A 12447-nucleotide genomic window follows, 5' to 3' on the forward strand; every position below is an offset into this window, starting at 1 on the left:
CCCTTTCCTACCTCGCTGCGGCTTCCCAAACAGGATCTTCTCTGATGAAATCGCGGCCGTGCCGCGCGTGGTCCCCTCCGCTTACGGCACGGTTCGGCGGGTCAGGCGGGGAAGAAACGACGGAGGCGATGTCGTGAGCACCGGACCGACGACCCTGCCCGCACTCGGGGACGCCACGCGACGTCCACGCCGGGGGCTGCCGAGGCTGCGTGACGCCCGGATCCGGTCCAAGCTGGCGCTGATCCTGGTCGTCCCCGTGGCGGCGGTGATCGCCCTTGCCACGGTCCGGCTGATCTCGGTCGGCGAGGGCGCCTTCGACGCCACCCGGGCACGGTCACTCACCGCGCTCTCCATCGACGTCAGCGCGCTCACGCAGGACCTCCAGTCCGAGCGGATGGCCGCCGCCGCCTACCTGGCCACCCCGCAGCAGCCGGCCGACGCGTTCAACCTGCGGGTCCGGCAGACCCAGCAGCGGATCGACGAGTACCGCGCCGAGCGGGGCCGGATCGGCGAGGTGCCGGCGGCACTGCGGGACCGGCTGGCGGCGATCGACGAGCACCTGTCCACCCTGGACGGCACCCGGCAGGAGGTGCTCGACCGCCGTCAGATGGCGGTCGCCGAGGCGGTACTGCGGTACGGCGTCATCCTCACCGACCTGGTCGCGTACGGGGACGGGCTTGCCCAACTGCCCGGCGACGAGAGCCTGTCGGACAGCCGCCGCGCCGTCGCCGCGTTCGCCCGGGCGAAGGCTTCGGTGGCCGAGGAGCAGGCGGTGGCCTTCACCGCGCTGACCGCCGGCCAGCTCGACGAGGAACAGTTCTCCTCCTTCGTGGCCACCCTGACCAGCCAGCAGGAGGCCCTGGTCGCCTTCTCGCTCGCCGCCGACCCGGTGCAGCGGGCGCTCGTCGACAGCACCGTCTCCGGTGACGCCGTCGGCCTCTCCGACCGGGTCGCCACCGACCTCGTCCGCTCCGTCGGGCAGCGTCCGCTGGTCAGCGCGCAGGACGCCACAGCCGCCATCGGCGCCGTCAACGACCTGATGCGCTGGGCCGAGGTCCAACTCCAGAACCGCCTGCTCGACCAGGCCGACCAGGCGCGATCGGACGTCATCCAGCAGGCCGTGGTCGAGTCGGTGCTGGTGCTGCTCACCCTGATCATCGCCGTGACGCTGGCCGTGGTGCTGGCCCGTTCGCTGAACCATTCGCTGCGCCGACTGCGCGAGGGTGCCCTGTCGGTGGCCAACCACGACCTGCCCGACGCCGTGCAGCGGCTGCAGAACATGGGCAGCGTGGGCGACGGCGGGGTGGACGAGATCGTCCGGCAGGTCCGGGATCCGATCCAGCTCAACACCCGCGACGAGGTCGGTCAGGTGGCCCTGGCCTTCAACGTCGTACACCGCGAGGCGGTACGCGTCGCGGCCGAGCAGGCCGCACTGCGTACCAGCGTCTCCGCGATGTTCCTCAACCTGGCCCGCCGCAGTCAGACCCTCGTCGACCGGATGATCGGCGAACTGGACGCGATCGAGCGCGGCGAGGAGGACCCGAAGCGGCTCGCGCAGCTCTTCGAGCTGGACCACCTGGCCACCCGAATGCGGCGCAACGACGAGAACCTGCTGGTCCTGGCCGGCGCCGACTCCGCCGTACCGCGTCGCGACGACGCGCTCGTGGTGGACGTGCTGCGCGCCGCGCAGTCCGAGGTGGAGCTGTACAACCGCATCGAGTTCGGCACCGTGGACACCGACATCTCGGTGGCCGCGCACGCGGTCAACGACGTGGTACGCCTCGTCGCCGAGCTGCTCGACAACGCGACCCGGTTCTCGCCGCCGAACACGACGGTGGTCGCCGACGGCCGCCGGATCCGCGACTACGTGCTGATCCAGATCGAGGACCGCGGCCTGGGCCTCACCGACGACCAGCTCGACTCGCTCAACCGGCGCCTCGCCGCGCCGCCGAGCGTGGACGTCGCCGCGTTCCGGCTGATGGGTCTGGCCGTGGTGAGCCGGCTCGCCTCCCGCTACGGCATCCGGGTGGAGTTGCGCCGCAACGTGGAGGGCGGCACCGTCGCCCAGGTGACGCTCCCCGCCACCACCGTGGTGCTGCCCAGCAACCGTGGTCGCGAGCAGGTGCTGACCCGGCCGCGCCAGCCGATGGCTGTCGAGCAGGCGCCGCTCACCCCGGCCGGTCACGCCGAGTCGTACGCCGGTGCCGGCACCGCCGCGGCGACGCTGCCCGACCAGTGGCGCAGCAGCCCGCCCGCGCCGACGCAGTGGCAGTCGCCGTTGGATTCGCGGGACACCACCCCGGCCGTGCAGGCGGGCGGCTTCACCGGAGCGCAGCCGGCGTCGCCACCCGTGCCGTCCCCGGCCGCCCCGGTCCCGCCGGCCCGACCCGCCTACAGCAACGGCGTGGGCGCCTCGGTGGGCAGCCCGACCGTGGCGTACCCGACCGTCGCCCCGCTGCCCCGGCGCGGCTCGGGGGCGGACGGCGCCGACGGGCGTACCGCGCCGGTGCTGCCGGTCGGACCGGTCGCCGGCCCCGGGGCTGTCGCACCGCCGCCCGCGCCATCGGTGGCCCCGCCGCCGGCGCCGTCGGTGCCCGCCCCGGTCAGCACCCGCCCCGACTTCCCCGCCGAGGCGCCGATCTTCCGGGAGATGGAGGCGGTCTGGTTCCGGTCGCACGGCGACGACGCCACCGCGATCTTCACCCGGCCGCAGTTCGACACACCACCGGCGGCTACCGCCACGGCCGACGCCGGTCTGCGCACGGGCGTCGGCAGCCAGCCGACCGCGACGTCCGCGCCGGCCGCCGCGCCGGCCCGGCCGCCGCTGCCGACCCGTACGCCGGGCAGCTCGGGCGACGGCACCGGAGGACAGAGCACGGGGAGCATGGACGGATTCAGCAACGGAGGCGGCAGCAGCAGGGGTGCCTCGGCGCCCACGCCGCCACCGTCGTACACGCCCCCGCCGGTGCCGCGTAGCACGGCTCCGGCAACGCCCACGGCTCCGAGCGCGCCCACCGCGCCGCCCGTGGACCCGAGCGCCTGGCGGACCGCGGCTGACGAAGGCTGGTCGCGGGCCAGTCGGGCCGCAGAACCGGCCGCCGCCGGCACGACCCGCTCGGGCCTGCCCAAGCGGGTGCCGCAGGCGCAGCTCGTGCCCGGCGGCATCGAGCCGAAGAGCGGCCGGGACCGCAGCCGGCGCACGCCCGATGAAGTACGCGGCCTGTTGTCGGCCTACCACCGCGGCGTGCAGCGCGGCCGGACGGCCGGGACGGACCAGAACAGCACCTCGACCAAGGAGAGCCGATGAACAGGCCAGCTGCCATGCAGGACATGGGTTGGCTGCTCACCAACTTCGCCGACAGCGTGGCGGGTATCGCCCACGTGGTGGCGGTGTCCGCCGACGGGCTGCTGCTCGCGTCCTCCCGGGACCTGCCGGGGGACCGGGCGGACCAGCTCGCCGCGATCACCTCCGGCGTGGTGAGCCTGACCGAGGGCGCGGCCCGGATGTTCAGCGCGGGCGGGGTGTTGCAGACAGTCATCGAGATGGACAGCGGATACCTCTTCCTCATGTCGATCAGCGACGGCTCGTCGATGGCCGTGCTGGCCGCCCGCAGCTGTGACGTGGGCCAGGTCGGTTACGAGATGGCGTTGCTGGTCGAGCGGGTCGGTGCCGCGTTGGTGCCGCTGCCGCGGGACGCGGTGCGTTCGTAGCACCGGGCCCGGCGCGTGGACCGCGCTCCGGGCAGGGAACGGGAGGCGGCGTACGCCGCCTCCGGACGGGGACGAGGAGGTGACCGAGGATGGACCAACGACGCGTTGACCCGCGTGGTGCTCTGGTGCGTCCGTACGCGGTCACCCGTGGTCGGACGGAACCCCGGCAGGACATCGCTCTCGAGGCGGTCCTCACGGCTTCGCTCACCCAGGTCGCCGAGTCCCGCTTCGCCGGGCACGACAAGCACCGAATCGCCACGGTCTGTGAAGGCCGGGCACAGTCGCTGGCGGAGATCGCCGCGTACACCCGGATGCCGCTGGGCGTCGCCCGGGTGTTGGTCGCCGACATGGTGGCCGAGAGCCTGCTGACGTTACACACTGCTGCTCCCGCCGAGGGGTTCGAGGAGCGGATGGAACTGCTTGGAAGGGTGCTAAGTGGACTTCGCAGGCTATGACCCCGCTGGGGGGCGGCAGAGCCGGGGAATCGTCTCCGCGAAGATCGTCGTCGCGGGCGGTTTCGGCGTCGGTAAGACGACGCTGGTCGGCTCGATCTCCGAGATCACGCCGTTGACCACCGAGGCGGTGATGACCGCGGCCGGTGTCGGCATCGACGATCCGTCCAAGGTGCCGGGCAAGGAGACCACCACGGTCGCCATGGACTTCGGCCGGATCACGATGGCCCAGGACCTGATCCTGTACCTCTTCGGTACACCCGGTCAGACCCGGTTCTGGTTCATGTGGGACGAGATCATCAGGGGTGCGGTGGGTGCCGCAGTGCTGGTGGACACCCGCCGGATCACCGACGCGTTCGCACCGCTGGACTACTTCGAGAACCGCAACCTGCCGTACGTGGTGGCGCTGAACCGGTTCGACGGCGCCCCGCAGTACGAGGCGGACGAGGTCCGTGAGGCCCTGGCCATCTCGCCGCAGGTGCCGCTGGTGATGACCGACGCCCGGCACCGGGACTCGGTCAAGCAGGTGCTGGTGACGGTGGTCGAGCACGCCATGCTGCGGCTCCAGGCCGAGCACGGTCGGGGTTTCCCCACGCCTGTCGGCTGAGCCCGTCGCGGTCGGCCGGTCCCGTACCGGCCGGCCGCGACGCGTCAGTCCACCCGGAGCCGGTAGCCCCGCTTGACCACGGTCTGCACCACGCGCGGGGCGCGCAGGCCGGCCCGGAGGCGGGCGACGGCCATCTCCACGGCGTGTTCGTCCGCGCCCCGGGGCAGCGTCCGCAGCAGGGCGGTACGCGACAGCACCCGGCCGGGCGACTGGGCCAACGCCCGCAGCACCGCCATCGGGGCGGGTGCGAGCGGGCGCAGTTCGCCGTCGATCACGGCGGCGTGCCCGCGCAGGGTGAGCAGGTGCCCGGCGGCCTTCAACGTCACGGTCCGGCGGGGCAGCTCGTCGACGATTGTGCGCACGAGCGCGCCGAGCCGGGCCCGGCCGGGTGCGCTCACCGGTATCCCGTGCCGGAGCAGTGGCTCGGCGGTGACCGCGCCCACGCAGCTGGCCAGCACGTCGGCGCGGAACGCGGACAGCACGGCCTCGCTGCGGTCCCCGGCCGCGCGCAGCAGGGCCTCGGCCGCCGGCGCCGAGGTGAACGTGACCGCGTCCACCAGCCGTCCGGCGATCAGGTCGATCAGTCGGTGCAGCGGCGCCGGGTCGGTGGGTGGCGCCCACCGGTAGACCGGCACCTCGATCACCGTGGCGCCGGCGGCCTCCAGCGCGAGCGTGCACTCCGGTTGCCGCTCGCCGTGCAGCTGCATGGCGATCACCTGCCCGGCCACGCCCCGCCGCCGCAGATGGTCGACCACCTCGTCGCAGCTCTCCGAGGCCGGCGACCACTGGTCGTGCAGCCCTGCCGCCCGGATCGCGCCACGCGCCTTGGGACCCCGGGCCACCACGTACGACCCGGCCAGCACCGAGCGCAGCGGCTCGGCGAGCCCCCACCCCTCGGCCGCCTCCAGCCACCCGCGCATGCCGATGCCCGTGTTGGCCATCAGGATGTCCGGCGGTTGGTCCAGGCAGGCGCGGGTCGCCTCGCGCAGTTCGGTGTCGTCGGACAGCGGCACGATCCGCAGGGCCGGGGCGAGCACCACCCGCGCGCCCCGGCGTTCCAGCAGCGCGGCCAGCTCGTCGCGCCGCCGGTCGGCGGTCACCCCGATGGTGAAGCCGGCCAGTTCGTCCCGCATCAACCCTCCTGTCGCAGCCGCACTTCGACCAGCCCGTCGCGGCACCGCGCGTCGTGTCGGGCCACGGCGACGCCGGGCAGGTCGAGGCAGTGCCCGGTGCGCAGGTCGTACACCTGCTTGTGCAGCGGTGAGGCGACCGTGGGGACCCCGCCCCGGCTGCCGACGATGCCCCGGGACAGGACGTACGCCCCGGAGACGGGATCGCGGTTGTCGATGGCGAACAGCCCGTCGGCGGTCCGGAAGAGGGCGACCTGTACGCCGTCGACCAGGGCGGCGACGCCCCGATCGGGTTCGAGCCGGTCGACGGGGCAGATCGCGGTCCAGTCCAGGGTGATGGTGGGGTTCATCGCCGTACCTCCGGTAGGCCCAGCGCGACCGGTTGCCGACGGCGACCTTCGGCCGGGGTGTCACCGCGCGCGGGCACCGGTTGCCCGCGCTCGAGCGCGAAGGTGATCGACGGGTCGGGCACGTCGGGAGCGTTGACGAACGAGGTGTAGCGGCGCAGCCGGTCCGGGTCCTCCAGCACGTCACGCCACTCGTCGGAGTACGACTCCACGTGTCGGGCCATCGCCGCGTCGAGGTCGGCGCAGAGGCCCAGGGAGTCGTCCACGATCACGGCGCGCAGGTGGTCCAGGCCGCCGTCGAGCGCCTCGATCCAGCCAGCGGTGCGTTGCAGCCGGTCGGCGGTGCGGATGTAGTAGATCAGGAACCTGTCGATGAGGGTGATCAGCGCCTCGGTGGACAGGTCGGTGGCGAACAGGTCGGCGTGCCGGGGCCGGAAACCGCCGTTGCCGCCGACGTACAGGTTCCAGCCGGTCTCGGTGGCGATGATGCCGAAGTCCTTGCTGCGGGCCTCGGCGCACTCGCGGGCGCAGCCGGAGACCGCCGACTTGAGCTTGTGCGGTGCGCGCAGCCCCCGGTAGCGCAGCTCCAGCGCCACGGCCAACCCCACCGAGTCCTGTACGCCGTACCGGCACCAGGTCTCGCCGACGCAGGACTTCACCGTGCGCAGTGCCTTGCCGTACGCGTGACCGGACTCGAAGCCGGCGTCCACGAGTCGCCGCCAGATCTGCGGCAGCTGCTCCACCCGCGCGCCGAACAGGTCGATCCGCTGCCCACCGGTGATCTTCGTGTAGAGCTGGAAGTCCCGGGCGACCTCACCGATGACGATGAGCTTCTCCGGGGTGATCTCGCCGCCGGGGATCCGGGGCACCACCGAGTAGCTGCCGTCGCGTTGCAGGTTGGCGAGGAAGTGGTCGTTGGTGTCCTGCAACGACGCCTGCTCGCCGTCGAGCACGTGTCCGCTGCCCAGCGACGCGAGGATGGATGCCACCACCGGCTTGCAGATGTCGCAGCCGCGCCCCCGGCCGTGCTCGGCGACCAGCCGGGAGAAGGTGCGGATGCCGCGTACCCGGACGATCTCGAACAGCTCCCGCCGGCTGACGTCGAAGTGCTCGCACAGCGCGCTGGACTGGGCCACCCCGGCCGCGTCCAGCAGCTGCTTCAGCATCGGCACACAGGAACCGCAGCTCGTGCCCGCCCGGGTGCACGCCTTCAACGCCGGCACGTCCGCGCAGCCGTCGGCGATGGCGGCGTCCACGTCGCCCCGGGTCACCGCGTTGCAGGAGCAGACCTGCGCGGTGGCGGGCAGCGCGCCGGCGTCCGCGCCGCCACCGTCGGGGGCGAGCAGCGCCAGCGGCGCGGCCGGCAGGGGACCGCCGACACTGGCCCGCAACGTCGGGTACGCGCTGGCGTCGCCGACCAGCACCCCGCCGAGCAGGGTGTGCGCGTCGTCGGAGAGGACCAGCTTCGCGTACACCCGGGTCGCCGGATCGGTGAACGTGACGTCCAGGCAGCCCGGGGTCGTGCCGTGCGCGTCGCCGAACGAGGCCACGTCGACGCCGAGCAGCTTGAGTTTGGTGGCGGTGTCCGCGCCCGGGAAGGTCGCCGCGCCGCCGACCAGCCGGTCGGCGACCACCTCGGCCGTCGCGTACCCGGGCGCGACCAGGCCGTGGCAGGTGCCGTCGACGGCCGCGCACTCGCCGACCGCCCAGATCCGCTCGTCGGCGCTGCGGCACGCCTCGTCGACAAGCACCCCGCCGCGCGGCCCCACCGGCAGTCCGGCGGTACGGGCCAGCTCGTCGCGCGGGCGGATGCCGGCGGCCACCACCACCAGGTCGGCGTCGACGGTGCTGCCGTCGGAGAGTTCCAGGGCGGAGACGGCGCCGTCCGGACCGGACCGGATCGCGGTGGTGGCCACCCCCAGGTGGGTACGCACGCCCAACTCCTCGACGTAGCGCCGCAGCATCGCCCCGCCGGCCTGGTCCACCTGCACCGGCATCAGGCGGGGCGCGAACTCGACCACGTCGGTGCTCAGGCCCAGCAGGCGCAGGGCGTTCGCCGCCTCCAACCCGAGCAGCCCGCCGCCGATCACCGCGCCGACCCGCCGGCCCCGCGCGTACGCCCGGATCGCCGTCAGGTCGTCGAGGGTCCGGTAGACGAAGACGCCTGGCAGTTCCGTGCCGGGCACCGGCGGCACGAACGCGTACGAGCCGGTGGCCAGCACCAGCGCGTCGTAGGGGTACTCGCCGCCGGCGGTGGTCACCACCCGCCGGTCCCGGTCGATGGCGGTGGCCGGCTCGCCCAGGCGCACCCGGACACCGTCGTGCGGGGTGTGCAGGTTGAGGTCGTCCTCGCTCACCCCGTCGAAGAACGCCGAGAGCCGCACCCGGTCGTACGCCGCTCGCCGCTCCTCGCCCAGCACGGTCACCCGCCAGGTCCCCAGCGGGTCCCGGGCGCGCAGCGCGTCGACGAAACGTTGCCCGACCATGCCGTTGCCGATGACCACCAGGTCGCCGCTCATCGCGTCACCTCCACCGATTCCGCTTCGGACAGCCAGTCGACGATGCCGCCCACCGCGTCGCGGCAGCCGCCGCATCCGGTGCCGGCGCGGGTCGCCGCCACCACCGCGTCGACAGTCCGGGCGCCGGAGCGCCAACACCGCACCAGCGCGCCCTTGGTCACCGTGTTGCACTGGCAGACGGTGGCCGCGTCCGGCATCAGCGCCGGCGAGGCGGCCGGTGCGGCGGCGGTCCCGCCCAGCGCCCGGCCCAGCAGCAGCGCCCGCCGGTCGGCCGGCACCGGATGGCCACGGTCGAACAGTTGGATCACCGTGCCGACCGCCGGGTTGTCGCCGAGCAGGATCGCGCCGACCAGACGCTCGTCGCGGATCCGCAACCGGGCGTACGTTCCCCGTGCCGGGTCGGTGAACGTCAGCTCCTCGCCCGGTTCGCCGCCCACCGCGTCACCCATGGCGGCCAGGTCGATCCCGGCCGCCTTCAGCCGGGTCACCACCGGCCGGGGCCGGTAGCGGGCCAGCGGGTCGGTGCCGGTCAGCACGTCGGCGAGCACCCGGGCCTGCGCCCAGGCGGGTGCCACCAGGCCGGTGAGCGTGCCGTCGTGCTCGGCGCAGTCGCCGATTGCCGAGATGGACCTGTCGTCGGTGCGCAGCCGGTCGTCCACCACCACACCGCGCCGCACGGTCAACCCGGCGGCCCGCGCGAGGGCGGTGTCCGGGCGTACCCCGCAGGAGAGCACCAGCAGGTCGGCGCGCAACGACCGGCCGTCGGCCAGGTCGAGGCGTACGCCGGTGTCGTCCGCGACCACGCCGGTGGCCGGTACGGCGAGTTGGCTGGTGACGCCGAGGCCGGCGAGCGTGCCGGCGAGCACGGCGCTGGCCGCCGGGTCGAGCTGGCGTTCCATCAGGTGCCCGGTGTGGTGCACCACGGTCGTGGTCAGCCCTCGGGTGGCCAGCCCTCGGGCGGCCTCCAGGCCGAGCAGCCCGCCGCCGAGCACGAGGGCGCTGCGGGCGCCGTCCGCCGCCGCGATGATCCGCCGGCAGTCGTCCAGGGTCCGGAACGGGACGACCCTCGGCGGCAGGTCGGTCGGGTCGAGGCCGGGCAGGGACGGCACCACGGCCCGGGCGCCGGTGGCGAGGACGAGGTGGTCGTAGGCGATGCGTTCGCCGTCGGCGGTGCGGACCTCCCGGGCGGACCGGTCCACCGTGGTCACGGGTACGCCGGTGCGCGTGTCGATGCCGTGCCCGGCGGCCTCGGTCAACTCCACGTCCGGCTCGCCGATCCGGCCGGCCAGCAGGGTGGACAGCAGGATCCGGTTGTACGCGCGGTGCGGCTCGGCCCCGAGGACCGTGACCTTCCGGTCCCCCTCGCGGGCGTGCAGCTCGCCCGCGAGGCGGGCGCCCGCCATCCCGTTGCCGACGATCACGATCCGGGTGCTCATGCCTTCTCCACCCGGACCGCGCAGATCTTGAACTCGGGCATCCCGGAGATCGGGTCCACCGCGTCGTTGGTCACCGAGTTGGCCCGGGCGGCCCCGGCCCAGTGGAACGGCGCGAAGACGGTGTCCGGTCGGATGCCCGTGCTCAGTCGTGCCGGAGCGCGCAGTTCACCCCGGCGGGACGTGACCAGCACCGGGTCGCCGTCGTCGATGCCGAGCCGGGCCGCCAGGTCGGGGTGCAGCTCGACGAACGCGTCGGGCGCGGCGCGGCGCAGCGCGGCCACCCGGCGGGTCTGCGTGCCGGACTGGTACTGGGCCAGCACCCGGCCGGTGGTGAAGTGCAGCGGGTACGTGGCGCACACCTCCTCGGCGGCCGGCCGGTGGTCGACGGGGTGGAAGCGGGCCCGGCCGTCCGGGGTGGCGAAGCGGTCGGCGAAGAGCCGTGGTGTGTCCGGCCCGTCCTCGTTGGGGCAGGGCCAGTGGACGCCGTCGGCGGCGTCGATCCGGTCCCAGCTGATGCCGGCGTAGTCGGCCAGCCCACCGGCGGACGCGCGGCGCAGCTCGGTGAAGACGGCGGCCGGGTCGGTGGGGAATCGCGCGGCGGCCGTCTCGGCGCCGTCCAGCCGTTCCGCCAGGTCGGCGATGATGGCCAGGTCGGTCCGGACCCCGGGTGGGGGTGGGCGCAGCGCGCGGCGACGCAGCACCCGACCCTCCAGGTTGGTCATCGTGCCGTCCTCCTCGGCCCACTGGGCGGTGGGCAGCACCACGTCCGCCAGCGCGGCCGTCTCGGAGAGCAGCAGGTCGGCGACGACCAGCAGGTCGAGATCGCGCAGCCGGCGTTCGATCCGGGCCGCCCGGGGCGCCGAGACCACCGGGTTCGAGCCGAACACCAGCAGTGCGTGCGGGCCGTGCGGGGTGCCGAGCGAGTCGAGCAGTTGGTACGCCGGAACCCCCGGGCCGGGCAGCTCGTCCGCAGGCACGCCCCAGACCCCGGCGACGTGTTCCCGGGCCGCCGGGTCGTCGATCCGCCGGTAGCCGGGGAGCTGGTCGGCCTTCTGCCCGTGCTCCCGTCCGCCCTGGCCGTTGCCCTGGCCGGTGAGACAGCCGTACCCCGAACCGTCCCGGCCGGGCAGCCCGAGGGCCAGGGCCAGATTGACGTACGCGGTGACGGTGTCCACGCCCTTGGCGTGCTGCTCGGCACCGCGCGCGGTCAGGATGATCACCCGACCGTCGGTGCCCAACGCCCGGGCGGTCGCCTCCAGGTCGGCCACCGGCACCCCGGAGAGCTGTTCGGCGCGGGCCGGCCACCAGGCGGCGACGCTGCGGCGGACCGCCTCGAAGCCGGTGGTCCGCCCGGCCACGTACGCCTCGTCGACCCAACCCTCGGTGAGCGCGATGTGCAGCAGCGCGTTGGCCACCGCGAGGTCGGTGCCGGGCAGCGGTTGCAGGTGCAGGTCGGCCTGCCGGGCGGTGGCGGTGACCCGGGGGTCGACGACGATCAGCCGACCGCCGGCCTGGCGTTGCTCGGTGAGCCAGCGCACCAGCGGCGGCATGGTCTCCGCCGGGTTGGCGCCGACCAGCAGCAGGGTGTCGGCGCGACCCAGGTCGGCGAGCGGGAACGGCAGCCCTCGGTCGATGCCGAAGGCGCGCATCCCGGCTGCCGCCGCCGAGGACATGCAGAACCGTCCGTTGTAGTCGATGTGCCGGGTGCGCAGCCCGATCCGGGCGAACTTCCCGAGGGCGTACGCCTTCTCGTTGGTCAGGCCGCCGCCGCCGAACACGGCGACGGCGTCCCGGCCGGCGCTGTCCTGGACGGCGCGGATGCCGGCGGCGATCCGGTCCAGCGCGGCGTCCCAACTGGCCGGACGCAGCTCGCCGGTGGCCGCGTCGCGCAGGAGGGGAGTGGTCAGCCGGTCCGGGTGGTCGAGCAGGTCGGCGGCGGTCCAGCCCTTCTGGCAGAGTCCGCCGCGGTTGGTGGGGAACTGGCGCGGGAGCACGGTCACCCCGCCGTCGTCGGCGCGCAGGGTCATGCCGCACTGGAGGGCGCAGTACGGGCAGTGCGTCGCCACCTCCCGGGGCGCCCGCCCCGGTCGAGTCGCCGACCGTGCACCGTCTGTCATGTCGGGAAAGCGTGCCGGCGGGCGGTTTCCGGTCCGGGTCTCCTCTGTTTCGGTCCTGTCAAGTGGGGCTCACACCGCACCGGGGCAGCGGGCGCGATGGAGGGTCGGGTGGACGCTGTGGAGCCGAA

9 protein-coding genes are annotated in these 12447 nt (G+C 74.1%); 4 read left to right on the forward strand and 5 right to left on the reverse strand.

Translation table 11 applies throughout. The features are described 5' to 3' along the window. Positions 1-133 precede the first annotated feature (133 nt). The 4 genes from ABZS77_RS18395 (at position 134) to ABZS77_RS18410 (ending at position 4770) form a co-directional block, all read left to right on the forward strand. Positions 134-3307 carry a sensor histidine kinase gene (locus ABZS77_RS18395; RefSeq protein ID WP_354823958.1) on the forward strand — a complete coding sequence of 1058 codons (3174 nt, stop codon included), beginning with the start codon at positions 134-136 and terminating at the stop codon, positions 3305-3307. After that, positions 3304-3711 (forward strand): roadblock/LC7 domain-containing protein, encoded by a 408-nt coding sequence (locus ABZS77_RS18400; protein WP_007465177.1) that lies wholly within the window; start codon positions 3304-3306, stop codon positions 3709-3711. Before ABZS77_RS18395 ends, ABZS77_RS18400 begins: the two co-directional genes overlap by 4 nt. An 89-nt stretch (positions 3712-3800) precedes the next feature. Continuing rightward, on the forward strand, positions 3801-4166 hold the full coding sequence (locus ABZS77_RS18405) for a DUF742 domain-containing protein (protein ID WP_088950207.1): 366 nt from the start codon (positions 3801-3803) through the stop codon (positions 4164-4166). Beyond that, positions 4147-4770, forward strand: a complete 624-nt coding sequence (locus ABZS77_RS18410; protein ID WP_354823960.1) for an ATP/GTP-binding protein — start codon at positions 4147-4149, stop codon at positions 4768-4770. The genes ABZS77_RS18405 and ABZS77_RS18410 overlap by 20 nt, the downstream gene beginning before the upstream one ends. Positions 4771-4814: 44 nt before the next feature. On the opposite strand, the gene ABZS77_RS18415 is transcribed toward ABZS77_RS18410, so the two are convergent. From ABZS77_RS18415 to ABZS77_RS18435, 5 genes are read right to left on the reverse strand one after another with little or no spacing between them, the layout of a single operon-like run. Then, the gene (locus tag ABZS77_RS18415; protein ID WP_354823962.1) at positions 4815-5903 is read right to left on the reverse strand and encodes a uroporphyrinogen-III synthase; all 1089 of its coding nucleotides are present in this window, start codon (positions 5901-5903) and stop codon (positions 4815-4817) included. Beyond that, on the reverse strand, positions 5903-6250 hold the full coding sequence (nirD, locus tag ABZS77_RS18420; protein ID WP_354823964.1) for a nitrite reductase small subunit NirD: 348 nt from the start codon (positions 6248-6250) through the stop codon (positions 5903-5905). The genes ABZS77_RS18415 and nirD overlap by 1 nt, the downstream gene beginning before the upstream one ends. Then, complete coding sequence (gene nirB, locus ABZS77_RS18425) at positions 6247-8766, reverse strand: nitrite reductase large subunit NirB (RefSeq protein WP_354823966.1); 2520 nt, start codon at positions 8764-8766, stop codon at positions 6247-6249. The genes nirD and nirB overlap by 4 nt, the downstream gene beginning before the upstream one ends. Continuing rightward, entirely contained in the window at positions 8763-10202 is a 1440-nt protein-coding gene (locus tag ABZS77_RS18430) for an FAD-dependent oxidoreductase (protein ID WP_354823968.1), read from the reverse strand. The genes nirB and ABZS77_RS18430 overlap by 4 nt, the downstream gene beginning before the upstream one ends. Continuing rightward, complete coding sequence (locus tag ABZS77_RS18435; protein WP_354823970.1) at positions 10199-12319, reverse strand: molybdopterin oxidoreductase family protein; 2121 nt, start codon at positions 12317-12319, stop codon at positions 10199-10201. The genes ABZS77_RS18430 and ABZS77_RS18435 overlap by 4 nt, the downstream gene beginning before the upstream one ends. Positions 12320-12447: the final 128 nt, after the last annotated feature.

The sequence above is a fragment of the Micromonospora sp. NPDC005298 genome, from assembly GCF_040607375.1.
In the GTDB taxonomy this organism is placed as follows: Bacteria; Actinomycetota; Actinomycetes; order Mycobacteriales; family Micromonosporaceae; genus Micromonospora.